The 25,178-nt window shown below is 69.5% G+C and carries 27 protein-coding genes; 15 read left to right on the plus strand and 12 right to left on the minus strand.

The window, feature by feature from the left end:
• Nucleotides 1-2 precede the first annotated feature (2 nt).
• The 6 genes from Pflav_RS21055 to Pflav_RS21075 form a co-directional block, all read right to left on the minus strand.
• Entirely contained in the window at nucleotides 3-1,199 is a 1,197-nt protein-coding gene (locus Pflav_RS21055) for an RNA polymerase sigma factor (RefSeq protein ID WP_173037676.1), read from the minus strand.
• The gene (locus tag Pflav_RS21060) at nucleotides 1,196-1,540 is read right to left on the minus strand and encodes a YciI family protein (protein ID WP_173037677.1); all 345 of its coding nucleotides are present in this window, start codon (nucleotides 1,538-1,540) and stop codon (nucleotides 1,196-1,198) included. The genes Pflav_RS21055 and Pflav_RS21060 overlap by 4 nt, the downstream gene beginning before the upstream one ends.
• A complete protein-coding gene (locus Pflav_RS21065) occupies nucleotides 1,537-2,010 on the minus strand; it encodes a VOC family protein (protein WP_173037678.1) in 474 nt (157 codons plus the stop codon). Before Pflav_RS21065 ends, Pflav_RS21060 begins: the two co-directional genes overlap by 4 nt.
• 143 nt (nucleotides 2,011-2,153) lie before the next feature.
• A complete protein-coding gene (locus Pflav_RS43790; protein ID WP_197938674.1) occupies nucleotides 2,154-2,381 on the minus strand; it encodes a hypothetical protein in 228 nt (75 codons plus the stop codon).
• A 54-nt stretch (nucleotides 2,382-2,435) separates the two neighbouring features.
• On the minus strand, nucleotides 2,436-3,116 hold the full coding sequence (locus tag Pflav_RS21070; protein WP_197938675.1) for a hypothetical protein: 681 nt from the start codon (nucleotides 3,114-3,116) through the stop codon (nucleotides 2,436-2,438).
• Between the two features lie 683 nt (nucleotides 3,117-3,799).
• Nucleotides 3,800-4,057, minus strand: a complete 258-nt coding sequence (locus Pflav_RS21075) for a hypothetical protein (protein ID WP_173037679.1) — start codon at nucleotides 4,055-4,057, stop codon at nucleotides 3,800-3,802.
• Nucleotides 4,058-4,072: 15 nt separating this feature from the next.
• Between Pflav_RS21075 and Pflav_RS21080 the strand changes: the two genes are divergently transcribed.
• Nucleotides 4,073-4,597, plus strand: a complete 525-nt coding sequence (locus tag Pflav_RS21080) for a hypothetical protein (RefSeq protein ID WP_173037680.1) — start codon at nucleotides 4,073-4,075, stop codon at nucleotides 4,595-4,597.
• A 221-nt stretch (nucleotides 4,598-4,818) separates the two neighbouring features.
• Here the strand turns inward: Pflav_RS21080 and Pflav_RS21085 are convergent, their stop codons facing one another.
• Nucleotides 4,819-5,853, minus strand: a complete 1,035-nt coding sequence (locus Pflav_RS21085; protein WP_173037681.1) for a DUF4331 family protein — start codon at nucleotides 5,851-5,853, stop codon at nucleotides 4,819-4,821.
• A 159-nt stretch (nucleotides 5,854-6,012) separates the two neighbouring features.
• Nucleotides 6,013-7,062 (minus strand): L-dopachrome tautomerase-related protein, encoded by a 1,050-nt coding sequence (locus Pflav_RS21090; RefSeq protein WP_173037682.1) that lies wholly within the window; start codon nucleotides 7,060-7,062, stop codon nucleotides 6,013-6,015.
• Between the two features lie 192 nt (nucleotides 7,063-7,254).
• On the opposite strand from Pflav_RS21090, the gene Pflav_RS21095 reads away from it, so the two are divergent.
• Nucleotides 7,255-7,845, plus strand: coding sequence for a Dps family protein (locus Pflav_RS21095; protein WP_173037683.1), 591 nt, complete (start codon nucleotides 7,255-7,257; stop codon nucleotides 7,843-7,845).
• 280 nt (nucleotides 7,846-8,125) lie between these two features.
• Here the strand turns inward: Pflav_RS21095 and Pflav_RS21100 are convergent, their stop codons facing one another.
• On the minus strand, nucleotides 8,126-8,632 hold the full coding sequence (locus Pflav_RS21100; protein WP_173037684.1) for an HAD domain-containing protein: 507 nt from the start codon (nucleotides 8,630-8,632) through the stop codon (nucleotides 8,126-8,128).
• Between the two features lie 392 nt (nucleotides 8,633-9,024).
• On the opposite strand from Pflav_RS21100, the gene Pflav_RS21105 reads away from it, so the two are divergent.
• From Pflav_RS21105 to Pflav_RS21135, 7 genes are all read left to right on the plus strand, one after another.
• A complete protein-coding gene (locus Pflav_RS21105) occupies nucleotides 9,025-9,861 on the plus strand; it encodes a CPBP family glutamic-type intramembrane protease (RefSeq protein ID WP_173037685.1) in 837 nt (278 codons plus the stop codon).
• Nucleotides 9,858-11,012 (plus strand): sensor histidine kinase, encoded by a 1,155-nt coding sequence (locus tag Pflav_RS21110; RefSeq protein ID WP_173037686.1) that lies wholly within the window; start codon nucleotides 9,858-9,860, stop codon nucleotides 11,010-11,012. Before Pflav_RS21105 ends, Pflav_RS21110 begins: the two co-directional genes overlap by 4 nt.
• Nucleotides 11,009-11,668, plus strand: a complete 660-nt coding sequence (locus Pflav_RS21115) for a response regulator (protein WP_173037687.1) — start codon at nucleotides 11,009-11,011, stop codon at nucleotides 11,666-11,668. The genes Pflav_RS21110 and Pflav_RS21115 overlap by 4 nt, the downstream gene beginning before the upstream one ends.
• A 66-nt stretch (nucleotides 11,669-11,734) precedes the next feature.
• A complete protein-coding gene (locus tag Pflav_RS21120; RefSeq protein WP_173037688.1) occupies nucleotides 11,735-11,950 on the plus strand; it encodes a hypothetical protein in 216 nt (71 codons plus the stop codon).
• 48 nt (nucleotides 11,951-11,998) lie between these two features.
• Nucleotides 11,999-13,363 (plus strand): FAD-dependent monooxygenase family protein, encoded by a 1,365-nt coding sequence (locus Pflav_RS21125; protein WP_180201277.1) that lies wholly within the window; start codon nucleotides 11,999-12,001, stop codon nucleotides 13,361-13,363.
• A gap of 268 nt (nucleotides 13,364-13,631) precedes the next feature.
• Nucleotides 13,632-15,086 (plus strand): alkaline phosphatase PhoX, encoded by a 1,455-nt coding sequence (locus Pflav_RS21130; RefSeq protein WP_173037689.1) that lies wholly within the window; start codon nucleotides 13,632-13,634, stop codon nucleotides 15,084-15,086.
• Nucleotides 15,087-15,268: 182 nt separating this feature from the next.
• Complete coding sequence (locus Pflav_RS21135; RefSeq protein ID WP_173037690.1) at nucleotides 15,269-16,375, plus strand: phospholipase D-like domain-containing protein; 1,107 nt, start codon at nucleotides 15,269-15,271, stop codon at nucleotides 16,373-16,375.
• A gap of 6 nt (nucleotides 16,376-16,381) precedes the next feature.
• Here the strand turns inward: Pflav_RS21135 and pdxR are convergent, their stop codons facing one another.
• Nucleotides 16,382-17,788: a MocR-like pyridoxine biosynthesis transcription factor PdxR gene (pdxR, locus tag Pflav_RS21140; RefSeq protein WP_173037691.1), complete on the minus strand. Its 1,407-nt coding sequence runs from the start codon at nucleotides 17,786-17,788 to the stop codon at nucleotides 16,382-16,384.
• 52 nt (nucleotides 17,789-17,840) lie between these two features.
• Here pdxR and Pflav_RS21145 point away from each other — a divergent pair, with 52 nt between their 5' ends.
• From Pflav_RS21145 to Pflav_RS45975, 4 genes are read left to right on the plus strand one after another with little or no spacing between them, the layout of a single operon-like run.
• A complete protein-coding gene (locus Pflav_RS21145; protein ID WP_173037692.1) occupies nucleotides 17,841-19,016 on the plus strand; it encodes an MFS transporter in 1,176 nt (391 codons plus the stop codon).
• On the plus strand, nucleotides 19,013-19,633 hold the full coding sequence (locus Pflav_RS21150) for an LLM class flavin-dependent oxidoreductase (RefSeq protein WP_173037693.1): 621 nt from the start codon (nucleotides 19,013-19,015) through the stop codon (nucleotides 19,631-19,633). The genes Pflav_RS21145 and Pflav_RS21150 overlap by 4 nt, the downstream gene beginning before the upstream one ends.
• Complete coding sequence (locus Pflav_RS45970) at nucleotides 19,555-20,067, plus strand: alpha/beta fold hydrolase (protein ID WP_232071702.1); 513 nt, start codon at nucleotides 19,555-19,557, stop codon at nucleotides 20,065-20,067. The genes Pflav_RS21150 and Pflav_RS45970 overlap by 79 nt, the downstream gene beginning before the upstream one ends.
• Nucleotides 19,965-20,303, plus strand: coding sequence for an alpha/beta fold hydrolase (locus Pflav_RS45975; RefSeq protein ID WP_232072831.1), 339 nt, complete (start codon nucleotides 19,965-19,967; stop codon nucleotides 20,301-20,303). Before Pflav_RS45970 ends, Pflav_RS45975 begins: the two co-directional genes overlap by 103 nt.
• A 516-nt stretch (nucleotides 20,304-20,819) precedes the next feature.
• Here Pflav_RS45975 and Pflav_RS21160 read toward each other — a convergent pair.
• Nucleotides 20,820-21,716 (minus strand): SIR2 family NAD-dependent protein deacylase, encoded by an 897-nt coding sequence (locus tag Pflav_RS21160; protein ID WP_269474524.1) that lies wholly within the window; start codon nucleotides 21,714-21,716, stop codon nucleotides 20,820-20,822.
• Nucleotides 21,717-21,726: 10 nt separating this feature from the next.
• Nucleotides 21,727-22,956 carry a cytochrome P450 gene (locus Pflav_RS21165; RefSeq protein ID WP_173037694.1) on the minus strand — a complete coding sequence of 410 codons (1,230 nt, stop codon included), beginning with the start codon at nucleotides 22,954-22,956 and terminating at the stop codon, nucleotides 21,727-21,729.
• Between the two features lie 148 nt (nucleotides 22,957-23,104).
• Here Pflav_RS21165 and Pflav_RS21170 point away from each other — a divergent pair, with 148 nt between their 5' ends.
• A complete protein-coding gene (locus tag Pflav_RS21170) occupies nucleotides 23,105-23,578 on the plus strand; it encodes a VOC family protein (RefSeq protein WP_173037695.1) in 474 nt (157 codons plus the stop codon).
• Between the two features lie 149 nt (nucleotides 23,579-23,727).
• Entirely contained in the window at nucleotides 23,728-24,978 is a 1,251-nt protein-coding gene (locus Pflav_RS21175; protein WP_377308359.1) for a D-alanyl-D-alanine carboxypeptidase family protein, read from the plus strand.
• The last annotated feature ends 200 nt before the right edge of the window (nucleotides 24,979-25,178 follow it).

Below are 25,178 nucleotides of genomic sequence, written 5' to 3' on the forward strand. Positions count from 1 at the left end.
CGTCAGCGCCACTGGAGGCGCTGGCGGAGCAGGTCGATCTCGGCCGGGTTCGTCGCCAGCGCCAAGGCCCGCTCGTCCTCAGCGCGGGCGGCATCGGTGTGGCCGGTCGCGCGGAGGAGCTCGGCGCGGGTGGCGTGGTACAGGTGGTAGCCCTCCAACGCGCCGGCGAGCTGATCGAGCTCGGCCAGGGCGGACCGCGGGCTGTCGGCGTAGCGCAGCGCGACGGCCCGGTGCAGGCGGGTGATCGGCGACGGCTGTACACCGAGCAGCATCGTGTAGAGGACGAGGATCTGCGGCCAGTCGGTGTCCTGCCACCGCCTCGCTTCGGCGTGCACGGCGACGATCGCGGCCTGGAGCTGGTACGGCGCGGGCCTGCGCTGGGCGGCGGCACGGGCGATCAGCCGGCCCGCGTCCTCGATCGCCGCGTGGTCCCACAGTGAGCGGTCCTGGTCCTGGAGTTGGATGATGCCGCCCCGCTCGTCGAAACGGGCGGCGGCGCGGGCCTGATGCAGGCGGATCAGCGCCAGCAGTCCCATGACCTCGGGTTCGGTGGGCATCAGGCGGTGCAGCAGGGTGGCCAGGAACTCGGCCTCGTCGGCCAGGTCGCGGTCGTGCGACGCCTCGCCGGTGGTGGTCAGATACCCCTCGTTGAACAGCAGGTAGATGACCGCCAGGACCTCGCCGAGGCGATCGGCGAGTTCGTCCGGGTCGGGGACCCGGTACGGGATGCCAGCTTCGGTGATCTTGCGTTTGGCACGGGTGATCCGCTGGCCGACCGTCGACTCCGGCACCAGGAACGCCCGCGCGATCTGCGCCGTGGTCAGGCCGCACACCGCGCGCAGCGTGAGCGCGATCTGGCCGGTGCGGGGCAGGGCCGGGTGGCAGCAGGTGAACAGCAGCCGCAGCCGGTCGTCCGGCTCCGGCTGGGTCGGCCACTGGAGCAGCGCCAGCTTGCTGCGGTACCGGGCCTCCCGCTTGAGCAGGTCCAGCCCACGGCGGCGCGCCACGGTGAAGAGCCACGCGTCCGGCCGGTCCGGGATCCCCTCGGCCGGCCAGTGCGCCATCGCCGCCTCGACCGCGTCCTGGACAAGGTCTTCGGCCGTGGCGAAGTCCCCGGTCAGGCTCACCAGGGCGGCGGCGAGGCGGCCCGCGTGATCACGCACCACGCGGGCCAGCTCCCCGTGTGCCGTACCGCTCATGTGGAGGCGATCGGGCGAATCTCCACGAGCGGGCAGCCGGGCCACGACTTCGCCAGCCGCAACGCCCCGTCCAGGTCGGGCACGTCCACCTCCGCGAATCCGCTGACCACCTCCTTGCCCTCCACGAAGGGCCCGTCCGTGATCACCGGGTCACCGCCCTCCAGGCGGACCGTGGTCGCGGCCTCCGGCGGCATCAGGTACACATGCCGGGTGACCTGGTCGGCGTGCTCGGTGAACCACTGCCAGACCCGGGCGTAGGCGCGCTCGCGCTCGGCGTCGTCCATCGCGGCCAGGTCGGCGGCGAACTGCTCGGTCTCGACGAACATCAACACGTACTTCACAGCATCTTCTCCAGCCGCGCCGCGAGCTCCTCCGGCGGTACGTCCTCCACGTGCGAGGCGATCGTCCAGCCGTGCCCGAACGGGTCGATGACGAACCCGTCGCGGTCACCGTAGAACTGGTCCTGCGGCGCTCGCTTCAACGTCGCGCCGAGCTCCACCGCCCGCGCGATCACCGCGTCCGCGTCCTCGACGTAGACGAACTGGAACACCGGCGAGCCTGCCAGCCCATCGGCCGGCGGCGCCGAGGTGCCCATGAACGGCGAGGCGTCCTCCACGATCAGGACCGAGTCGCCGATCTCGATCTCCGCGTGCGCCACCGTGCCGTCGGGGCCGGGAAACCGCATCCGCTCGGTCGCCCCGAACACCTCGGCGTAGAACTCCAGCGCCTTCGCCGCCCCGTTCACGACGAGGCAGGGCGTCACCCGCCGGTAGTTCGACGGGATCGGGTCCGGCTTCGCTGCCTGTGCCATTTTGGTGCCTCCAGCATCTCGGTCGCCCGCTCGACCGGCCGGTGGCGCGCACCGACCGGTCGAGCTGGTCAGGATCGATCTTCACTCTTCAGACGACCGGCGACCCATCCGATCCGACACGGACCGGAAAAAATGCTGGGCTACTACTGAACGAAGTGACCCGGGCCGTACACCTGCCAGGTCGTCGCCTTCGGGTCGTGGATCGACTGGAACGGCACCCGGAAGCGGAACGCCTGGCTGGTCGTCCGCTTGATCGTCCAGAGCGTCGAGCGGCTGCCGGCGCGGTCCCAGGCGATGCCCTGGCCCTCGACGCCGGGCAGCGTGACGGTGGCCACCCACTCAAGCTCGCTGCCGATCTCGGGCAGGCGCATCACGTACGCCTCACCGAGGTCGTGCCCGGTCAGCCACAGCCGGCCGTCCGGACCTCACGAACCACCGGAGTTGCTCATCGGCTTGAACCGGTCGAGGATCGGCTTCGGGATCGTCCACGCCTCGACCACCTGAAAGTGGTCGTCGAGCTTGACGACCTGGGTGTTGTACGTCTCGCCGTAGGGCTTGGTCTGCCCGTTCGGCACGATGTCGTAGTTGGCGAAGCCCGCCCACCACGCGCCGTCAAACCGGTCGAGCCAGGTCAGCGAGCCGCGGCTGATGCCGAAGCTGTACGTGTTGACGTGCTTCATCGTCCGCGTGTCGAAGACCTCGACGGAGCTTTCCATCGGCGAGTCGGAGTAGTTGGAGTGCGCGGCGTAGAGCTTGCCGTTGACGACCACGCCGCTGTCCATGTGAATCATGGGGCTGCTGGACTCGGCGGCGAACTGGAGCAGTGGCTGGCCGCTGGCCCGGTCGTGCTTGGTGATGCGCCGGTTGTCGACCACGTAGAAGTAGCGGTCGTCCACCGCGACGCCCTGGTTCGCGTCGAAGGTCTCGTACGCGCGGTCGAGCGTCGCCGTGAAGACGGGCGGCTCGGCGAGCGCGGCCGCGGCCACGGGGGCGGCAGCCGCGGGCGGGGCGGCGTCGGCCGGAGCCAGCGACACGCCGAGCGCGAGCGCTCCGGCGGTGGCCGCGGCGGTCACGCCCGCGGCGATCCTGGTACGTGTGGTGAGCATCGGGGTCTCCTCCCACGAAAGTTGATCTCCGTGGGAGACGGTCTACGACCTACCCTTCACCGAGTCGACGCCATCGCGACCAGCCGATGAACCGCCACGCAACGCCTCGAAAGGGTCCGCTCAGACTCCTCCGCGCTGGTACGTCGCCGCATCGGCGCCTGACCACACCCGCCTGTCGGGATCCCGACCGGCCGCTGTGAGCGCTATGGCAGCCGCCTGAAAGCCGCCCCCGCGACCGTGACTGTCGACATCGGACGCGGGTGGCAAGCCCGCCAAGACAGGGAGCGACAGATGAGAACCACAGGTTTCCGGTGGCGGGCGGCAGGGTTGGCGCTCGCCACCGTCACGGCTTCGTCGGCGATGCTCGCGCCGGCGGCCGCCGAGGAGCTGGAGCGCGGGCCGGGGCTCTACGCCCCGTGCGCGATCGACGGTGATCGGATGCCGATGCGCACGATCATCGAAGAGATACTCGAGGCCTCGCCGGGGCCGAACACCACCGAGGACGACCCGCCGCTGTACCAGCAGCCGAGCGCTACCGAGCGGGCCAACCTGGCAAGCGGCATCGCCCACATGATCGCGGGCAGCCGGCACACCGCGCTCCAGTACTTCGCCCTCGCCGGGTACGAGGCGTGCCAGGGCAGGATGGACGAGGTGCCGACCTGGTACAGCCGCGACGTCCTCGTCTACGACAACGAGGGGCGGGGCAGCGGCACGCGTGGCCGCCCGATGCTTGTGTACCGCGAGGAGGCCACCGGCCTCGGCGAGGGAGGCATCGTCCTCGGGGTACCACACGCCAGCGAGGACGGCGTGCCGGAGATGGCGCTGAACGCGTTCTCCACCATGCGGGACACCGTGCGCGGCGTAGTCCTCGCCGGCACCCACCGATGCAACAGCACGACGAACTCCGACGACGACGGCACCACCCCGAGTGCGGTAGGCACTACAAGATTTCGGACATGGCGCACCAGTTCGACAGCCCGCTGCCGAGCCAGGCGCAGACCGACTTCCAGGTCATGCACGACGGCCTTCGTACCGGCCACCCCACCTCCAACCAGCTCCAGATGCACGGCATGCAGAACAACAACCCGAACGAGCACGACGAAGGCTTCGAGATCTCCGACGGCGGCGACGCCGAGGCCGACCTGGTCGACGAGGCGGTCGAGCGGGCCCACGCCGCCTACGCGGCGGCACTCACGACCGCGATGAACGCCGGCGGCCTGACCGCCGCCGAGCAGACCGAGCTGAGCTGGCTCACCACCTGCCAGGCGTACACGATCGAAGGACCTCCGGCAGTCGAGGTCCCGGCCAGCAACCGGCACTGCGGACGCAACTCCGACCAGGGCCAGCTCGAACGGGCTCGGGGCCACGGCGCTCGCTGGCTGCACATCGAAATCTCCAGGTACATCCGCGACAGCAGCAGCATCGACCCGACCGTCTTCAACTCCATCCAGCCGGCCCTCCGAGCGATCGCAGCCGGCTGACCACACCAGGTCACTCTGCGAATCCATTCCACTGTGGAGATTTGAGCTACCGCGACGTCCGTTGTGGTCCGGACCGCTGCTCCCGCGGCCTCACCCTCCGCGCTTCACAACCCAACCCCGGGGCCGGCACTGCCGGCTCCGGGGCGCGGCTGGAGCCTCGCCGACTGCCGGGACTGGCTGGCGCGCACCCTCACCGCCGTACTACTCGAACCCCTCGCGAGTCAGGATGCTGGGACGACGTAGGGGAACCGGTCCGTGCGCTGGGCGGCCGTCGTCGACGGGCCCAGGCCCGAGGACGTCGCCTTGTCGAGGACCATCGAAAACATCACCTCGGGCGCGTTGTCCGCGATGGCGCGGCCGTTGACGCCGGTAAAGCCGAAGCTCGCCGGAGTGCCGACCATGTACCGAAGCACGTCGGGAAACAGCCGCCGCGCCACGAGAGCGCCGTAGCCCTGCGGGTCCGCCGACGTACCGTTCGCGGCCACCACCGCGCCGATCTTCTCGGCGATCCACTTGCCGTCCGAGTTGAAGTCCTCGGCCGGCTGGCGTTCGTTCGCCGGGTTGGAGAAGTCTTTGTCGTCGGGCCAGAAGATCGGCCACATCATGGGGTGCCCGAAGCGGTTGATCTGGCGCCATCCGCCCGCGTCGGTGGCCAGCTTCGTGGCGCACCAGACGCCGATTTTGGTACGCGGCCGCAGGCGCGGGTGGTCGTGCGCGACCTCCAGCACGATCGAGTACACGTTGGTACCGGCGAAGCTGTTCTTCGCGCCCGACGCCGCCCACGACGTGAGGTCGACGGTGGTGCCGTCCCGGACCGCCGCGTTGATCACCATGAGCTGGTCGAGATCCACGTAGAAGGGGTCCTGGATCCGTCCCGCCCAGACCCGCAGCGGGCCCTGCTCGACCATCTCACCGGTCCGCCCGCGCGCCACCTCGGTACCGGCTGGTGCGTCGTCATCGGTGCTGGCCGCGGCGCCGGTGAGCTCGTAGACCGCGTAGCCCTGGCCGCCGTCCGCCCCTGCCTCGTCGAACACCACCCGATAGGTCAGCGCCTCGACGTCGGCGTTGTCGAAGTGAACCTTGAACTCGTAGCGGCCCTCGGGGTGGAAGCCGGGCGTGATGTCGTCGGGGCCGGTGACGTTCGAGTTGACGTCCATCACGAACGCGGTCGCGCTCTCATTCCCAAAGACGTAAAGGTCGTCGATGTACAGGCGGCCGTTCTGGCGCGCCAGCGGGGTGTCGAGGTGATGCGACATGATCTCGCCTTCCGGCTTGAGGGGTGCCTCCCGTTCATCGAAGCTAGCAACGGACCGGCCGCGCGTTCGGCGTATCGCGGCAGCCCTGACCCGGCCCTGCGGGACCCGCCGAAAACGCCGAGCGGCGCTCACCCGTACGACGGGAGCCGCCGGCGTACCTCAGGGGTGGTCGTTGGCCGGCGGCCCGGCGTCGATCTCCACCCGGTACACGTTGACGGGGTACTCGACCGATTGCTCCCCGCCGGCAAGGCCCTCGGTGCGGTTGAGTTGGGCGGCCGGAATCCACAGGCGCCTCAGGTGGTCGATCCACATCGCGTCGCCCCAGACCAGGCGCGGATCGGCCAGCAACGTGCTGACCTGCCCGTCGGGTGTGATCGTCAGGATCCGGCGCTGTTCCACGTCGCTGAGGTAGATGGTGCCGGTCGCGTCGATGGCCGTACCGCCGGTGGTCGGGGTGTCCACCCACATCTCCGCATGTTCGGCGACCGCGTCCGCAGATAGCGACGGGTCGTCGAGGTAGGCGGTCTCGATGCGGGCGAGCGGACCGCACGCCGGCTGGTAGTACAGGTACCGCCCATCGGGTGAGACCTCGAGCTGGTCGGCGTGCACCCGCACCTCGCCGCCGTCCTTGCCGCGCAGGGCCTGCCCGTCCGCGTACATCGTCCGGGTGCAGACCGTGCTCTCGTGGTTGTCGAGCACGCGGCGCGCCTGTCCGCTGGCCAGATCGACGACGATGAGCCCTGGTGCGCCCGCGTCAGTGACGTAGGCGTTCCCGCGGTTGAAGCGCACATCGTCGATATAGCTGTTTTCCCGCTGTACCGGGCCGAGGTCGTAGACCCGGGCGATCACGTCCAAGGTGAGATCGACCACGATCAGCCGGGCGCCGCCGGGGACGGCGGGTTGGCCCAGGCCCGGCGCGCCCGCGTCCACGATCCAGAGCCGCCCGTCCGGCCCGATCCGGAGCGCGTTGACGCCAACGAAGCCCGTATCCAGGTCGCGGCCGTCGAGTACCTGGTTCCACTTTCCGTTGGGGTAGGGCACGAATTGCCCCACGGGCACGACCTCGGCGACTTGAAGGCCCGGGCCCTCCGCGGACGGGAAGCTGACGAACCTCCGCCCGTCCCGGGCGGTCGTGACACCGGTCCAGACCCGGTCGCTGGACAGCTCCTGCATGAGGCGGGGATCCTCCCGCTCGGGTAGCTGGACCACGCGCGTACTCCTCCCGTCCGTACGACCTCGCCATCTCCCTTTACCCGGATTTGCCGTATCAGCCCTAGTTTCGGTGAATCGCGCGCCCACGGTGTCGCCAGATGGCACCGTGTAGCGCAGAGGAGCGCTCGCTGGCGAGGAGGTCGATGGCTCATGGCCGGGAACGCGCGACAAGGACGTTCGTCAGCGGACATGGCGAAGGTGCGGGAGCGGTACCAGCACCTTTTCGAGGGCGATGGTGGCAGCAGCCAGCCGATGCTGCACGAGCTGGGCATCGAGATACAGGACTTCGGCACCATGCGGCTGCTGCCGATCGCGTTGAGCCACGACGCGCGCGCCCAGTCCTGTCAACTGCTCAACCGCATCCTCGCGGACACCCAGATCCTCTACAGCCTGTACAAGAAACACCATTGGCTGATGCGCGGGCTGACCTTCTACCAACTCCACCTGCTGCTGGACAAGCACGCGGACGAACAGCTCGCGCTCATCGACATGATCGCCGAACGGGTACAAACCCTGGGCGGCGTGGCGGTCGGCGATCCGCGACACGTCGCCGAGATCACCACCGTCCCGAGGCCACCCAACGGCGCCGAAGAGGTCTTCGCGATGCTGTCCCGCCTGCTGGAGGCGCACGAGATCGTCATCGCCAAGGTCCGCGACGGCATCGAGACCACGCAACAAAACGGCGACGCCGGCAGCAACGACATCCTCGTCAGCGACGTCCTGCGCCGGAACGAGCTACAGGTCTGGTTCATCGCCGAACACCTCGTCGACCAACCCTGACCAGCCTCGGATCACGCCGGGCTTTGTGAACGCTTTCCGCTGCCATAGCAACCGGAAGCGTTCACAAAGGCGCGACGCCGACCCCGCCAGACCACAAGACCCTGACATTGAGCTACCGCGACGTCCGCGGAGGGTAAGGCCGCGGGAGCAGCGGTCTGGACCACCGCGGACGTCGCGGTAGCTCAAGATCTCGGTTTGAACGTTTGCGACCACCACTGTGGACAGACCCGGTGACCCCGGACGCCTACCGGTCCCGCAAGTCGGCGGAGTGCGGCCTGCGTCAGGCGGCCGCGAGCCAGTGGCGGATGGTCTGGAAGTCCACATGGGTGAGCCCGACGCGTGGGTCGACGCGATGTGCGAGCGCTCGTCCCCGGTGGTGCTCCGCGATCCACTCGCGGTCCAGGCCGGTGATCTCGTCGTCCACCCACACAAAGGTCCGTCCCGCCGCCCGCTCCACCAGAGCCCTTGTCTTCCAATGGATGCCTTCGACTGGCTGATCGTCGTCATCCGGCCAATCCATGACGGGCAGCTCGGGCAGGCCGATCCAGGGTGAGACCACCTCGTTGGCCTCGGCCATCCAAGACGTCGCCCAGACCAGGTCGCATCCCAGAGCCAGCAACCGCGGCCCATCCTCCAGGTTGAGCCGATCGAGCATCGGGTTGCCCACCTCGACGGCCGCGGATCCGCCTCGGGCCTGGCGGGCGGGGCCGTCCGGTCTCGCGGCGAAGGGGATCAGGGTCCCGTCGACGTCTAGGAACAGCATCGGACGATCGGGGATGACGGGCATCAGAACACCTTAATCGCACGTTCGCGCTGGTCAGGGGGCACGTTGAGCGCCAAGCGTTCACCTCCTGTTAGCTCCCTCATGTCTGGCGCTCGCGCGCTGGACACCTCGCCGTCTTACGTTCGCCGCCGCCACCGCAACTAGCAGGGAGAACGGCAATGGCCGAGATATTGGTGCAGGTCGTCGCGCAGGTGCTGACCGCCGCGATCATCGCGTTGGTCACGATCGCCATCCGGCGGATCTTCCGCAGCGCGTAGACCGCCGCCTGCGCGCCCGTTGTCCCCGGGCGAGCTACACGCAGGTGTCCACCGCGCGGTGACGATTCTGGGTCGTCACATCCATAGCCTTCTTCGCAGCCGCGGCAATTCGGTCGCGGACCTCGCGAAGGAGTCATCATGCGCCTGTTGAAGCAGCTCTTGGCCGTCGCCGCGGTCGCCTTCATCGGCGGCCAGGCCGTCGCCGCGGTACAGGGCAACCCCTGGCTCACGCTCGTGTTCGGTACCGCGACCGCGGTGCTCGCGCTGCTCACCTACGCCTGGGTGGTGCGGCGGACCGAGCGCCGCGCGCCCACTGAGGTGGCCCGCGGCGGAGCCGGCGCCGCGATCGGCCGGGGGGTGCTGATCGGCGTCGCGATGTGTACGGGCGTCATCGTCAGCATCGCCCTGCTCGGCGGCTACCACGTCGATGGCGCGGGCTCGCTGGCGGGCGTGATGGCGCTGCTCGGCTTCATGGCCGCCGCCGCCGTGACCGAGGAGTTGCTCTTCCGCGGCGTCCTGTTCCGGATCATCGAGGAACGTACCGGGACCTGGATCGCGCTTGTGCTGACCGGTGTGCTGTTCGGACTGTCGCACCTGTTCAACCCGCACGCGAGCCTGTGGGGTGCGATCGCCATCGCGGTCGAGGCCGGCTTCATGCTCGGCGCCGCCTACGCCGCCACCGGCACCCTGTGGGTACCGATCGGTCTGCACTTCGGCTGGAACTTCGCGCTGGGCGGCATCTTCGGTGCCGAGGTCTCGGGCAGCGGCACGTCGGAAGGGCTGCTGGACGCCACGTTCTCGGGCCCGACCGTGCTCAGCGGCGGCGACTTCGGGCCGGAGGCGAGCCTGTACACGGTGGCGGCCGGTGTACTGCTGACGATCGTGTTCATGTGGCTGGCCCGCCGCCGTGGCCACGTGATGCCCCGTCGCCGGCGCACCACCCCGGCTGGCTCCGCCGCTACGCTCGCGCGGTGATCGAGCTGCGAGGGATCCCGGACCGGTGGCGTCGGTACCCCGTCACGGTCCGGGATCTACCGGTCCCGCTGCTGCTCATCGCCGCGTCGCTCGTGCCGGCGCTCCACCCGTACGGCACGCAGGTCGGCAACCTGCCGGACCGACCCTTCGACCTGGCGGCGCTCGGGGTGGTCGCTCTCGAAGCCCTGCCGCTGGTCGTGCGCCGGCGGTGGCCGCTCGCCTGTCTCGCCCTCGTGACGCTCGGGTTCGCCGTCGACCAGCTTCTGCGGTACCACACGGTCGCGGGTACCGCCCTGGCCATCGCGCTGCTGAGCGCGGGAGCCCACCTGGAGCGGCACCGGCGCACCACAGCGGTCCTCGTCTCGGTGGCGTACGTGCCGCTGGCGGTCGCGCTCGACCGGCTCGGATCGACCGAGGGCGTGACCGGGTTCGCGACCTTCTACCTGGCGCTGGCCCTCCTGTGGGGCATCGGGGCGTGGCTGCGCGGGGCCCGGGCCGCCGAGGCGGAACGCCGCCGGCACGTCGCCGAGACGACCCGCGCCGCCGAACGCACCCGCATCGCCCGCGAACTCCACGACGTCGTGACCCACCACGTGACCGCCATGGTCGTCCAGGCCGAGGCCGCGCGTTACCTGACCGCCGCGCCCGAACGCCTCGACCAGACCCTGACCTCCGTCACCGACACCGGCCGCCGGGCCATCTCCGACCTGCGGCACCTGCTCGACCTGCTCAACCCGGACCACAGCACCGAGCCGGCAACGCAGTCCGTCGGCGAACTCCGAACCCTCGTCGAGCAGACGCGGCAGGCCGGCCAGCCGGTCGAGTTTACCCAGGAGGGCAGTCCACATGAGACGATCGGCAGCGCCGAGGTCGCGGCGTACCGGGTCGTGCAGGAGGCGCTGACGAATGCGCTCAAGTACGCCCACGGCAGCCCTACCGTGGTCCATGTCCAGCACGGCGCGAGGGAGATCACCGTGGAGGTCACCACCGAGGGCTCCGGGGCGGCGGGCGCGTCACCCGGCGGCAGCGGGCGGGGCCTGCGCGGTCTTCGTGAACGGGTCGGCGTGCTCGGCGGCGAGTTAAGCGCGGGCCGGCGACCGGGCGGCGGCTTCGTGGTCCAGGCCCGCATCCCCGCGGGAGGGCCGTCGTGACCGCGCCGATCCGGGTACTCGTCTGCGACGACCAGGCGCTGATCCGCACCGGGTTCGCGACGATCATCGACGCCCAGCCCGACCTCGAGGTGGTGGGCGAGTGCGGGGACGGGCAGGCCGCGATCGACCTCGCCGGCCGGCTGCGACCGGACGTGGTGGTGATGGACGTACGGATGCCGATCCTCGACGGCATCAAGGCCACCCACCAGCTGGCCGGCGCAGGCGTGCCGGATCCCGTCAAGGTGCTCGTGGTGACCACGTTCAACCTGGACGAGTACGTGTACGAGGCGCTGCGCGCCGGTGCGAGCGGCTTCCTGCTGAAGGACGCGCCGCCGGCCCAGCTGCTGCACGGGATCCGGACCGTCGCCACCGGTGCGGCACTGCTGGCCCCGGAGGTGACGCGGCAGCTCGTGGGGAGGTACGCCGCGCGAATCCGGCCCGCCGACGGTACACCGGGCGAGGTACCGCTGACCCCGCGCGAGCTGGAGGTGCTGCGCCTCATCGCGGAGGGCCTGTCCAACAGCGAGATCGCCGCAGCACTGGTGATCAGCCACGAGACCGTCAAGACGTACGTGTCACGCATCCTCACCAAGCTCGACCTACGCGACCGTGTACAGGCGGTGGTCTACGCCTATCGCCGGGGCCTGGTGACCTGAGCGGGCGTCGCGTTTCGCTGGACGAAGGCGGGGTAAGCGCCACCTCGTTTCAAGGAGGTGGACGACGTGACGGACCGGACCGGGCCGAACGAAGAAGGATTCGCCGGCGCCGCTACCACCCCGGAAGTGATGCGGGAAAAGCGGACTCGCGAAGAGCGCGAGGAAGAGGAGGCCGAGGAGACCGCCATACCGAACCACGACCTCACCGAGGCGATCTCCGAGTCGTTGGCCGACGGCGAGCGGGAGGACCACGAGAAGGAGCACGGGCGGCACGACCACTGAGCAACACAGGAGTCGTCCGCCAGGTTTGGCGTAAATAGAGTCTGGTAAATGGCATCCCTGGGCACGGCGGTAGTGATCGGGGCGAGCATGGGCGGGCTCTTGGCGGCCCGCGCGCTCAGCGAGGCGTACGAGAAGGTCGTGATCGTCGACCGCGACACGCTGCCGGACCTGGCGGCGGCCCGGCGCGGTGTGCCGCAGGGGCGGCAGCTGCACGTCCTGCTCTCCCAGGGGCGCAAGGCGCTGGAGGAGCTGTTTCCCGGCCTGACCGGCGAGCTACAGCGGGCCGGCGCGCCCTTGGTCGACCTGCACCACGACGTCAACTGGCACAACGACGGCTATCTCATGCGTGGCGCACCGTCCCCACTGCTGGCGCTCGGGCTCAGCCGGCCGCTGCTGGAGCATGGCGTCCGGCAGCGGGTCACGGCGCTGCCTGGCGTCGAGATCCGGCACCAGACCGAGGTGTTGGGGCTGACGACAAGCCCGGACCGGCGTCGCGTCACCGGCGTACGCCTGTCCGGCGAGACAATCGAAGCCGATCTTGTCGTCGACGCCGGCGGCCGGGCCTGCCGCTCCCCCGTGTGGCTGGACGAGCTTGGCTACGACCGCCCAGCCGAGGAGCAGGTTCGCGTCGGCGTCACCTACGTCACCCGGACGTACCGCCGCCACCCGGGACTGATCGGCGATCGGTCCGGCGCGATCACGAACGCGATGCCAGGTTCGCCCCGTGCCGGGATCGTCGCGGTGATGGAGGACGGCCGGCTCGCGGTCGCGCTCAGCGGCATGCTCGGCGAGCAGCCACCCACCGACGACGCGGGTATGGCGGAGTTCGCCGGCACGCTGCCGCTGCCCGAGCTCGCCGAGGTCGTCGGTACCGCCGAACCCGCCTCCGACGCGGTGTTGATGCGCTTCCCGACCAGCGTGCGCCGCCGGTACGAGCGGTTGCGCCGCTTTCCCGACGGCTACCTCGTGGTGGCCGACGGCCTGTGCAGCTTCAACCCGATCTACGGCCAGGGCATCACGGTCGCGGCGCTGGAGGCCCTGCTGCTGCGCCAGCTGATCACCACCGGCACCACGGACCGCCTCGCACGCCGCTTCTTCCGTGGCGCCGCCCGCCTCATCGACGCGCCGTGGTCGATCGCGGTCGGTACCGACCTGCGCTTCGCGGAGGTCGAGGGCCGCCGTGGATTGAAGGTCCGGTTCGTCAACGCGTACGTCCACCGCCTGCACATGGCCGCCACCGCCGACGCCGTGCTCGGCGCCGCGTTCCTCCGTGTCCTCAACCTCGTCGACCCGCCCACCGCGCTCCTGGCGCCGGGCATCGCGTTGCGCGTGCTGCGCGGCTTTTTCCACCGGCCCGTCCCAACCCCTCCCGCGGCGATAGTGCCGGATCCGGTGGCCCCGCGCTTGCCGTAATCGATAAGTGAAATAGACAGCGGTAAAGACCCGCGCGCCACCAGCGAAAACAAAGCTAAGGCTTACCTAAATGGGCCGGCGATATGCCGGCCCTGCCGGCTTTCAAGGCAAAGGCCCTTTCGCTATCGACGGCGTCGCCGGAGAGATGCGTCAGTAGCAGCGATTCTTTACTCCGATGTCGCCAACAGATCATTTGCACGGCGCACCGGAGTTGGTCCGCAGGCGTTGGCTGCTTGTCGTTGCACCTCTCTGAACAGGAGTTTTGCCCGTGCCTGCTTCTCGTCGTAACTTCCTTGCCGGTGGCGCGGCCGCTGGCGTCGGCTTGGCCGTCGCCGGTGGGGTCCCCTCTCTCGCCCAGGCCCACCCGAGCAAGCCCCGGCCGTCGGGCGGTGCCGGTCACAAGCCCTTCCCGCCGCTCGTGGACGACCCCAAGGGGATCCTGGCCCTGCCTGAGGGCTTCAGCTACACGATCGTCACCCAGGCCGGCGTCACCCGGCTCGACAAGGGTCAGGGCGTGACCCCGGCCGACCACGACGGCATGGCCGTGTACGACGCCGGCCACGGCCGCTACACGATCATCCAGAACCACGAGATCGACCCGGGCGCCGAGTTCGGCGTGCCGCACGTCAAGGGCACCGTCTACGACCCCGGCGCGACCAACGCCGGTGGCTGCACGGTGATCAAGACCGACCGGGCCGGCCGCAACCTGGGTGAGTTCGTCGCCATCTCCGGCACCGCCAGCAACTGCGCGGGCGGGCCCACCCCGTGGGGCACCTGGCTGACCTGCGAGGAGACCGAGGACCGGGCCGGGGACGAGTGGGAAGAGGACGGCCAGTCCGGCGTCTTCCAGAAGGACCACGGGTACGTCTTCGAGGTCTGGGCCGACGGCAGCGCGGACCCGCGGCCGATCAAGTGCCTGGGCCGCTTCGCCCACGAGGCTGTGGCGGTCGACAAGGACCGTACGAAGATCTACCTCTCCGAGGACGCCGACGAGCCCAACGGCCTCTTCTTCCGGTGGACCGCTCCCCGTGGCGTCAAGCTCGGCAACCGCGTCCTCACCCGTCTCGCCCCGGACGCCGGCGTGCTCGCCGCGATGGCGATCATCATGGACGACGGCTCGGTCCTGCCGGACGTCGCCTACCTGACCTCCGCCCAGCTGGGCCGCCCCTTCCCGGTGCGGTGGGTCCCGGTACCCGAGCGCGACGCGCAGACCAAGGCGGTGCGCGAGCAGTTCGCCGACGACCAGGTCACCCGCGGCAAGAAGTTCGAGGGCGTGTGGGCCACCGACGAGGGTGTGTACGTCGTCAACTCCTACGCCTGGGACGAGGGTGAGCTCCCGGCGGACGCCGCTCCGCACGACGGCATGGTCTGGTTCTACGACTTCCGCGCGGAGACCATCCAGCTGGTCACCTACTTCCCGCACCAGGTCGCGTCGGAGGAGGGTGAGCCGACCAAGTACACCGACCTCACCTTCGACGGCCCCGACAACGTGACCGTCACCCCGTGGGGCAGCCTCGTGCTCGCCGAGGACGGCGCCGGCGCCTCGCACGTGCTGAGCTCGTTCCCGGGTGGCCCGACGTACGCCATCGCCCGCAACCAGCTCAACGACTCGGAGTTCTGCGGCCCGACCTTCACCGAGGACGGCAAGGTCCTCTTCGTGAACATGCAGGACCCGGGCCTCACGCTGGCCATCACCGGCCCGTGGGAGAAGTACCTGGGCTGACCCAGCCAGGATCGACAAGTAATAGGGGCCAGGCGGGATCGCCTGGCCCCTATCGCTTTTGGAGGTTGTCAAAAAGAACGGCCCGTCGGATATCCGACTGGGTCTGTTGACTTGCAATGGGGAGCTAGTTGGCGTGCCAGACTCGGGCTGCGAATCGGTACACCGATGGACGAGGTGAGGGCATGTCAATCACCGCTGGTGGACTAGAAATGTATATGGGGCCGCCGGCGCTCGGCGCTCCCGACGATCTGGACGTTGTCATCCGCACGTTCATCGACGAGGCCAAATCGTCGTTGTTGATCGCGGTGCAGGAGATCGATTCGGAGCCGATCGCGAGGGCGATCATCGCGGCTAAGGCGCGCAAGGTCCGGGTAAGGATCATTCTGGAGGCCAGCTACCTCACCGAGGAAAACGCGGTCGACGATCCGTGGTTGGCCAGTGGGGACAATGAAACCAACCGGACCATCCACGACGCGCTGCTACGTGCCCGGATCGACGTGATCACCGATCTCAACCCGGCGATCTTCCACCAGAAGTTCATGGTCCGCGACGTCGACAAGCCCGGCGCGGCCGTTTTGACCGGGTCGACCAACTTCACCCGTACCGACACCGGCACCAACACCAGCGACAGTGGCGTGTCTGGAAACAACCTCAACCACGTGCTGATCCTGCACGGGCAGAAGGCGGCCAGCCAGTACGAGGCAGAGTTCGATCGGATGCGAGCCGGCACCTTCGGCGATCTCCACGAACGCGTCGAACCCAAGCCGGTCGAGTTCCAGCTGGGTGGGGTCCGGGTCAAGCCGCTGTTCGCGCCCCGGCACGGCCCGGAAATGGAGATCATGAAGCAGATGCTCAAAGCCCGTTCGAGCATCGACTTCGCCATGTTCACCTTCGCCCAGTCGTCCGGCATCGACGACACGATGAACCGCCTGGTCAACCCGCAGCTGTCGATCCGTGGAGTGCTGGACCGTGGACAAGGCAACCAGAAGTGGGCCGCGACAACGGGCCTACAGGCGGCCGGGGTCAGCCTGTTCGAAAACAAGCCCGGCACCGGCGTCCGCAAAATCCACCACAAACTCATGGTCGTCGACCGGCGGCTCGTCATCGCCGGCAGCTTCAACTACACCGGCCCCGCGACCACCATCAACGACGAGAACATCGTCATCATCGGCGACCTGGAAGAGTCCGACGAAACAGCGGAGACGACCCAGACCGGCCTCGCCGAATTCGCCCTCGCCGAGATCGACCGCATCATCTCCGGCCTCGGCCGGCCCATTACGCCAAAGTGAGCGCGCTCAGCGCTTGCGCGTGGATCGGATGGCGTCGGCGAGGGCCCGGATCGCGGTGGGGATCGCCGGGATGGGGACCTGCGCGTAGCCGAGCAGCAGGGTCGGGGCCCCGCTGCTGGGCGGGATCCAGAAGTCGTGCATGGTCACCAGGTTGATCCCCCGACGCCGGGCCTGGTCGAGGATGGCTTGTTCGTCGTAGTCGTCGGGTAGCTCGACGGTCGCGTGCAGCCCGGCGGCGATGCCTCGGACGGTGGCCTCGGGCAGGGCGTGGGCCAGCTCGTCGAGGAGGAGGTCGCGGCGGCGACGGTACCGCGCACGCATGCGGCGCAGGTGGCGGTCGAGCTCACCCCGGGCGAGGAAGCTGGCGAACGCGTGCTGCTCGATGCCGGCGGTACCGCAGTCGGCGAGGTCCTTCTCGTCGGTGACCGCGGCGAGCAGCCGCGGCGGGACGACCAGCCAGCCCAGTCTCAGTGCCGGCGCGAGCGTCTTGCTGGCCGAGCCGGCGTAGACGATCCGGTCGGGTTCCAGCCCCTGGAGGGCGCCGACGGCCGCGCGGTCGTAGCGGTACTCGGCGTCGTAGTCGTCCTCGATGACGATGGCATCGCGCTGCCGTAGCCAGGTCAGCAGGCCCTGCCGCCGTTCGCCGGTGAGCACCGCGCCGGTCGGGTGCTGATGAGCTGGCGTGAGGACCAGCGCATCCACGCCGGCCCGTTCGAGCTGGTCGAGTCGGATGCCCGCCTCGTCCATGCCGATCGGCACGATGTCCAGGCCGGCTTTCTCGGCGATACGACGCTGTTCCGGATGGCTTGGGTTTTCGAACCCGATCCGCCGCGCGCCGTGGGCGATCAGCGCGCGGCAGACGATGCCCTGGCCTTGCGAGTACCCGTTGGTGACGATCGTGCGCTCCGGTGCGGCGGCCACGCCGCGCACCCGGCCGAGGTACTCGGCGAGGGCCGACCGCAACGCCTCGACGCCACGCGGGTCGCCGTAGCCGAGGTCGGCGTTGGTCATCGCCTGTAGCGCGTCGCGCAGGCACCGCAGCCACTGCGAGCGCGGGAAGGCGGACACGTCCGGCACGCGCGGTCGCAGGTCGAACCGGGGCGCCGCGGCCGGGACGCTCGCCCCGGCCGAGGAGAGCACGCGCGCCTGGGCCGTCTCGGCGACGCACGGTCGCGCGCCCTGCCGCAGCGTCAGGTATCCCTCGGCGGCCAGCTGCGCGTACGCCCCGACCACGACCCTGCGCGAGACGCCGAGCTGACTCGCCAGGTCCCTTGTGGACGGCACGCGCGCACCCGCCCGAAGCCGTCCTTCGCGGATCGCACCGCGCAGCTGCGCCTCGATCTGCGTGCCCAGACCGCGACCGTCCCGCGAGACGGACAGCAGCATCTCTATCGGCTGACTGGTCTCGTCCATAGCTGAGGAACTGGATCCTTTCGCTGTACCAGTTGGTACCTAGCATCGAACCATGAGCGCCGCACCGACGCATGCCGAGCCGGCCGTGCCGACCGTGAACCCGGGCCGCTCACTGGCGGTCTTGACCGTCGGGGCGGCGATGACGCAGGCGGCCACCATGGTCGCGAGCACGGCCAGCACGTTGATGTTCGCCCGCGTGTTCGGTGATCGCTGGGGCGGCGTACCGCCCACCGCCGGCGTGCTGGGCGTCGCCGCCGGCTCGATCGGCCTTACCTGGCTGATGGGTCGGACCGGCCGCAGGTCCGGCTTGATCGCGGCCTACGCCGTCGCCGCGGTGGGGGCCGGCGCCGCCGTCGCGGGCGCCCTTGTCGAGCCACTGCTCGTTGTGGGCGGGCTCTTCCTCCTCGGCGTGGGCAACGCCGGCTCGCAGCTGGCACGTTATGCGGGCGCCGAGCTCTATCCCGCTTCCCGCAAGGGATTCGCCCTCGGTGCCGTGGCGTGGGCGGGGACCATCGGCGCGGTGGGCGGACCGGCGATGCTGGCGCCCACCGCCGCCGCCGCTGACACAGCTGGGCTGCCGCCGCTGGCTGGCGCGTTCCTGCTCGCGCTCGCCGCGGCCGTGGTGGCTGGCCTTGTCACGACTGGCGTACAGCGCTCCGGCACCCCGGTTAGCCGCGCCGGGCAGCGGAAGCAGACTCCGATCCGCTTCGCGCTTGTCTCGATGGTCGTCGCGCACGTGGTGATGGTCGCGCTCATGGTCGCCGCCCCGCTGCACATGGACCACCACGGCCATGGCCTGGGCACCGTGGGGACGGTCATCAGCCTGCACGTCCTCGGGATGTACGCCCTCGCACCGTTCAACGGCTACCTCACCGACCGGTACGGCAGCCGTCGCGTGCTCGTCGCCGGCGTATCGACGGTCGGCGCCTCGGCGATCGTGCTGGTCGGTGCCGCCCACCTGAGCGAAGCGTGGTTCGCGGTAACCCTCTTCGCGCTCGGCTACGGCTGGAGCCTGTCCATGGTTGGTGGCAGTGCCCTGCTGGTGCGTGATGTCCCACCGGCAGAGCAACTCCGCGTCCAGGGCGGCGTCGAAGCATGGGTGTGGGGTGCCGCCGCGCTCGCGACCTTCACGTCGACTCAGCTCTTGGCTGTCGGCGGTTATCCGCTACTGGCAACGGTGTGCGTGACCCTTGTGGCGGTCACCCTGCTGCGTAGGAGGCCACGATGACCCGATCCGCGCTCTGGCTGCCACTCTTCGACGGCCTCGCCGATCCTGTCGTGGCCGCGCGCCTGGCCGGTGAGGCGGAGGCGGCCGGTTGGCACGGGTTCTTCGTGTGGGACCGCCTGAGCTGGCCGGCACCGGTACGCCAGGTCGCCGATCCGTGGATCACGCTGGCCGCGGTCGACCGGCTACGCGGCCAAATGCTCGACGAGGCGATGCTGGTCCTCACCACCGCGTGGTCCGGCGAGCCGGTGCACCATCGCGGCGAGCAATACACCATCGACGGCATTCGGTTCCTTCCCCGACCGGTACAGCGACCGCGGGTGCCGGTGTGGGTCGCCGGCTACCCCGGACGGATCCGGCCGCTGCGCCGGGCCGCCCACCACGACGGGTACTTCCCCATCGACCTCGAACACCCCGACCAGCTGGCCGAGATCGTCGCGACGCTCACCGACCTGCGCGGCCCGGCGACCACGCCGTACGACGTCGCGGTTGCCCTTCCCCCTGGCGTCGACCCCGAGCCGTACATCAAGGCGGGCGCCACATGGTGGATGCCCGACCTCCCGCCGGAAGCCACTGTGGACGAAGTGCGCGGCCTCCTGCGCGAAGGCCCCTACAAGTGAGTACCTATGTTTTGATTCACGGCGGCGGAGATGTCGGCTGGTACTGGCATCTTGTGGAAGCCGAGCTGCGCACCCGCGGGCACGACACCGTCGCCCCAGACCTTCCCGCCGACGATGACTCCGCGACCCTGACCGACTACGCCGACGCCGTGGTCGACGCCGTCGGCGGCCGCAAAGACCTCACCGTCGTGGGACATTCCTTCGGCGGATTCACCGCGCCACTGGTCGCCGACCGGCTCAAGGCCGACGTCCTGGTCCTGGTCGCCGCGATGATCCCCGCCCCGGTGAGGCTCCCCGCGACTGGTGGTCCAACACCGGCTACCACGAAGCCGTGCGGGAGCAAGCCGCCCGGGACGCCGGCGCGACAGGCAACGAAGACCCGCACATCAGCTTCTACCACGACGTGCCACGCGAACTGGCCGAGCAGGCGATAAGCAAAGAACGCGCCCACCCGTCCACCGCCTCCATGAACTCGCCGTGGCCACTCAAGGCATGGCCAGACGTGCCAACGAAATTCGTGCTGTGCGCCCAGGACCGCTTCTTCCCACCCGCCTTCTTCCGCCGGCTGGTAGCCGACCGCCTCGACATCCTCCCGGACGAAATCGCGGCCGGTCACTGCGTCGCACTCAGCCGCCCAAAAGAACTAGCAGACCTACTGACGAGGTACTAGACGCAACCCATTTCCACAATGGAGATTTGAGCTACCGCGATGTCCGCGGTGGTCCAGACCGCTGCTCCCGCGGCCTCACCCTCCGCCGCACACAACCCAACCCCTCAAGGCCCCAACCCAGAAAGATCACGCTGGTGATCGTTCGCCCGATACCTACACGACACGCCGAACGCGCCGCGGATTCTGGGCGAACGATCACCAGAGGCCTGCGCGGCGAGAGTGAGTCGCCGGGCTTTGGGAAGACTTGTTGCTGCCAGGGCAACCACAAGTCTTCACAAAGGCTTCTTTCCGGGGCGAGGTCGCCTCATCGCCCAGCGACACCGATCGCTTGCCCACCTTCTCGCGACACCGGCGACAAACATCACGGATGGCGGCGCCGGCCGGCCGTAGGCTGGCGGCGGCTTGTGAAGCGCGGAGGGTGAGGCCGCGGGAGCGGCGGCCTGGACCACTGCGGACGTCGCGGTAGCTCAATGTCTACAAAGGTTTCTCCAGAACGAGCGACGCGGCGCGACTACCTCAATCCCCAATGCCCACCAGGGCGGGCAGGGTCTGGGCCGCGGTGCCGCGCAGGTTGATGGCGCAGATCCGGTCGAGGGGTGTGGGCTCGGGGTTGATCTGTATCACGACCGCGCCGGAGCGGGCCGCGACGCGGGGGATTTCGGCGGCTGGGTATACGACGCCGGAGGTGCCGACGACCAGCAGCAGGTCGCAGGTGGCGGCGGCTTCGAAGGCCGCGGTCAGAGCGGCCTCGGGCAGTGGCTCACCGAACCAGACCACGCCGGGCCGCACGAGCCTGCCGCACCGTTCGCAGCGCGGGGGCGGTATCCGGCCGCCCTCCCCCGGGCCGGCGCCGGCGTCCTCTTCGGCGTCGGGGAACGCAGCCGGGTGGGCAGCGTCGGGGATGGCGGTCGGGTGGACGGCCTCGGGGAAGGCGGCCGGATGGGCGGCGTCGGAGACGCAGCGTGGGGCGAAGAGGCTGCCGTGCAAGTGGATCGGAGCGCTGGAGCCCGCTCGCTCGTGCAGGTCGTCGACGTTCTGGGTGACCACGACCGTGCCGGGCGCCCTGGCTTCGAGCGCGGCCACAGCTAGGTGTCCAGCATTGGGTTGTGCCCGGCGGACCCGTGCGCGACGCCACTCGTACCAGCCCCACACCAGGTCCGGGTCGGCGTGAAAGGCCTCCGGGGTGGCCAGCCGCTGCGGGTCGAATCGGGCCCAGAGACCGGACAGATCGTCGCGGAAGGTCGGTACGCCGCTCTCGGCCGAGATCCCGGAGCCGGTGAAGACGACGACCCGGCGGGCCTGGGCGAGAAGCTCGGCGGCGCCCCGCTCGTCCCCCTGCTCATCCTCATCGGCACGGCCACCCGCCTCGCCGCCGCCCGACGCGGCGCCCTGTAATTCTGGCTGTCCTATCACGACGGTGATTTCACCAGTGCAGCTCGAGCGCGAGTGGACCGCGTACGTTGATCGATGCCTGGAGCCGGATCGGGTGGTCGGGATGCAAACGCATGCCCGGCAGCCGCTCGACGAGCACCTGGAGCGCGACGCGGGACTGGACGCGGGCGAGCGGCGCACCGACGCAGGTGTGTACGCCGGCGCCGAACCCGAAGTGGCGGCTCGGTGTGCGGGTCACGTCGAACCGGTCGGCGTCGGGGTAACGGTCCTCATCGCGGTTGGCGGAGGCGAAGACCACCAGCACGTCTCCGCCCTCCGGGATGTCCACGCCCCCGAGCGTTGCCGGGCGCGTGGCGCGGCGGAAGAGGGTCGGCACCGGCGGCTCGAAGCGCAGGACTTCCTCGACCGCGTTCGGAATCAGCTCCGGGCGCTGGCGCAGCAGCTCCCACTGTTCGGGGTGGCGCAGCAGCGTCCGGACGGCGTTTCCGACGGTGTCCCTTGTGGTGATGTGGCCGGCGCCGATGGTGCTGGAGATCGTCCCGACCACCTCCGCTTCCTGGTCGAAGGTGAGCGCCTCCTCGCCCGGCGCGAGGGCGGCGACGACGTCGCTGACGAGGTCGTCCTCGGGCGCGGCGCGTCGCTGGCGCACATATCCGGCCACGACGTGCTGGAGCGCGACGAACTCGCGGGCGGCATGCGCCTCCTCGGCTTCGCTCAGGTCGGCGCTGCCCAACAGAAACAGCGACTCGCTGCCCGACTTGGCCGCCGCCACGTCGCCCGAGCCGATGCCGAACAGGTCGGCAGCGGTCGCGACCGGCAGCGGCGAGGCGTACCGCTCGACCAGATCGGTGCGGCCGTCCGCGATGAAGGAGTCGACCAGGGCGTCGGCCCGCTCCCGGATCGCCAGCTCCATCGGCTTGACCGCGCCTGGTGTGAGGCGCTTGATGTACGGGGCACGAAGCCGCCGATGCGCCTCCCCGTCGGACGTGATGTGGTCCGGCTTGGGCGGGTAGCCATTGGCGAGCTCAGCGAACGTCGCCGGGTACAACTCACGGACCGGCCGGAGGCTGTGAGCCGAGGAAAATCCCTCAGGGTCTTTGAGGACAGCGTCGACGTCGTCGAACCGGGTGACGACCCACGCGTCCAGCCGTGGCGAGTGGAACACCGGCTCGCTGCGCCGAGCCTCCGCATAGAACGGGTACGGGTCGTCGAGGTGCGCACCCGTCGGGTCGTAACTCTCCGCGAACCGACTACCTGCCATCTCGGCTCCTACCTGTCAATGGGACCGGTGAATCGACAATAGCGATTGCGATGCGCACGACGTTGACCCGAACCTCACCTTCTGGCTCCGAAGGCGCGGTAGGCGTGCGATGGTTGGCCTACAACGCCTGCTGGAAGGGAGCAATCCCATGACAGAAGCCGCGCCCGACCTCGCAGATCTCCCGGCGCCCGCCGAGGGCATCCTGGTGACGCAGTTCATCACGGTGCGCAACGTGGCCCGGTCCCGCGACTTCTACTCACGCGTTCTGGGCGGCACCGTCGTCGTGGACGAAAACCCGTGCGTCGTTCGGCTGTCCAATTCGTGGATCATCATGAATCCCGGCGGCCCGCCAACCCCAGACAAACCAGACGTCTCAGTGGTCGACTACGAGCCCGGCGACACCACATCGACATTCCTGAACCTGCGGGTCGCTGACATCCAGGCGCGTTACGAGGAGTGGAAGGCGAAGGGCGCGGAGTTCCTCACACCGCCGCTCGACCGCGTCGCCGAGATCCGCTGCTACATGCGAGACCCGGACGGATACCTCATCGAGGTCGGCCAGGCCACCGGACTACTCCAGGGCACGCATGCCGCGAAGCGTCCGGAGGACCTCCCCGGCTGACCACACGGGGCCCGCATGAACGTACTCGACCCGCGCTGGCCGGACGTCACCCTCGCAAGGGGAACACCGGTAGCGGCGGGGTCAGTCGATGGGATGAAAGCGAAGAGTACGAGGAATCCGCTTATACCCTGGGATTAGCGTGACTCATCGTGCGTACACGACGACTGTTCGCGGCGCTGGCGGGTGCCGCTCTGGCTTTGCCCACATCTGCGGCTACGGCCGGCGCCGCGGAAGGCGCGTCGGCGGCGGCAACGCCGCGCCATGTGCCGTGCCCGGCCATCGCGGTACCGGCAGGCGCCCGCGCCGCGCGGCCCAAGCCGCCCGCGCCCGATCAGCAACAGCGGGAGGTCGGCGGGGCGGAACTGGCGTCCGCGGGGTTGACGATCCCCGCCGGTGCGCCGGTGCCGGCAAAGCTGACCGCGACCTCCTGGCTGGTGGCGGACCTGGGCAGCGGCGCGGTGCTCGGGGCCTGCGGAGCCCACGAGTACGCCACTCCGGCCAGCGTGCAGAAGCTGCTGCTGGCGGCGACGTACATGCCGAAGCTCGACCCGGCGCGGATGGTCGAGGTAACCCATGCCGACATGGACTACGAGCCCGGCAGCTCGGCGGTCGGGCTGGTGGAGGGCAGCCAGTACTCGATCAAGACGCTGTGGCTGAGCCTGCTGCTCAAGTCCGGCAACGACGCGGCGAACGTGCTGGCCCGCGTCGGCGGCGGCACGTCCGACTTCCGGGCCGGAGTCGAGGCGATGAACGCCGAGGCGCGCCGGCTGGGCGCACACCAGACGCACGCGGTCACCCCCTCGGGCCTGGACGGTCCCGGGCAGTTCACCAGCGCGTACGACATGGCGCTGATCGCTCGGGCCTGCTACGCCCGCGCTGACTTCCGGCGGTACACGGCGACCGACACGGCGTTGATCCCGCCACAGCGCAACGGCGCGGGTGGGTTCCAGCTCAACAACGACAACGGATTGCTGCACAGGTATCCCGGGATGCTCGGCGGCAAGACCGGTTTCACCGACCTGGCCGGGCAGACCTACGTGGGCGTAGCCGAACGCAACGGCCGCCGGCTCGTGGTCACCCTGCTCGGCGCGGAATCCGCCCCAATCGGCAGTTACGGGGAGGTAACTACCCTGATGGACTGGGGATTCGCGCTGCCCGGCGACGTCTCGGTGGGCCAACTGATCGAGCCTGAAAACGCGGACGCGTCGCCAGGGGCCCAGCTCACTCCAGTGGCGGGACCAGCTCCGGGAGAGTCGGAGACCTCGACGTTCTCCGCCAAGAGGATCGTGCTGACCGCGGGCATCGCCACGCTGCTTGTCGCGCTCGTCCTGCTCGGCTGGGCACGACGGGTCCGCGTTCGTTCGGCCGCCGGCAATCGGGATCAGGAGCGCGAGGACTGACCGATTCGTCAAATCCGGAATCGGGCACCGGGGCACGAGCGAGGCCTTACTGGCAATAGCGCGCGTGGATTGGCATTAATGCCGTGGCCGACAGGAATCCCACGGCATTGGTAGCGGATCGGTGACGAATTGATGTGACCGCCACCGCAAATCTTGTCTGTTCGCGTACCGAGCAGTAGCGTCGCTGAGTCTGGTCGGTT

It is taken from the genome of Phytohabitans flavus (assembly GCF_011764545.1).
GTDB lineage: Bacteria > Actinomycetota > Actinomycetes > Mycobacteriales > Micromonosporaceae > Phytohabitans > Phytohabitans flavus.

Coding starts and splice junctions, on each gene's coding strand:
- Pflav_RS43790 (WP_197938674.1), bottom strand. CDS start 2,381: ATGCGCCTGCCCGAGATCGGCAGCGAGCTTGAGTGGGTGGCCACCGTC.
- Pflav_RS45970 (WP_232071702.1), top strand. CDS start 19,555: ATGGTGGATGCCCGACCTCCCGCCGGAAGCCACTGTGGACGAAGTGCG.
- pdxR (WP_173037691.1), bottom strand. CDS start 17,788: ATGGACGAGACCAGTCAGCCGATAGAGATGCTGCTGTCCGTCTCGCGG.
- Pflav_RS21080 (WP_173037680.1), top strand. CDS start 4,073: ATGGCGCACCAGTTCGACAGCCCGCTGCCGAGCCAGGCGCAGACCGAC.
- Pflav_RS21070 (WP_197938675.1), bottom strand. CDS start 3,116: ATGCTCACCACACGTACCAGGATCGCCGCGGGCGTGACCGCCGCGGCC.
- Pflav_RS21055 (WP_173037676.1), bottom strand. CDS start 1,199: ATGAGCGGTACGGCACACGGGGAGCTGGCCCGCGTGGTGCGTGATCAC.
- Pflav_RS21065 (WP_173037678.1), bottom strand. CDS start 2,010: ATGGCACAGGCAGCGAAGCCGGACCCGATCCCGTCGAACTACCGGCGG.
- Pflav_RS21165 (WP_173037694.1), bottom strand. CDS start 22,956: ATGGCAGGTAGTCGGTTCGCGGAGAGTTACGACCCGACGGGTGCGCAC.
- Pflav_RS21085 (WP_173037681.1), bottom strand. CDS start 5,853: ATGTCGCATCACCTCGACACCCCGCTGGCGCGCCAGAACGGCCGCCTG.
- Pflav_RS21135 (WP_173037690.1), top strand. CDS start 15,269: ATGTCAATCACCGCTGGTGGACTAGAAATGTATATGGGGCCGCCGGCG.
- Pflav_RS21145 (WP_173037692.1), top strand. CDS start 17,841: ATGAGCGCCGCACCGACGCATGCCGAGCCGGCCGTGCCGACCGTGAAC.
- Pflav_RS21125 (WP_180201277.1), top strand. CDS start 11,999: ATGGCATCCCTGGGCACGGCGGTAGTGATCGGGGCGAGCATGGGCGGG.
- Pflav_RS21100 (WP_173037684.1), bottom strand. CDS start 8,632: ATGCCCGTCATCCCCGATCGTCCGATGCTGTTCCTAGACGTCGACGGG.
- Pflav_RS21095 (WP_173037683.1), top strand. CDS start 7,255: ATGGCGAAGGTGCGGGAGCGGTACCAGCACCTTTTCGAGGGCGATGGT.
- Pflav_RS21105 (WP_173037685.1), top strand. CDS start 9,025: ATGCGCCTGTTGAAGCAGCTCTTGGCCGTCGCCGCGGTCGCCTTCATC.
- Pflav_RS21150 (WP_173037693.1), top strand. CDS start 19,013: ATGACCCGATCCGCGCTCTGGCTGCCACTCTTCGACGGCCTCGCCGAT.
- Pflav_RS21170 (WP_173037695.1), top strand. CDS start 23,105: ATGACAGAAGCCGCGCCCGACCTCGCAGATCTCCCGGCGCCCGCCGAG.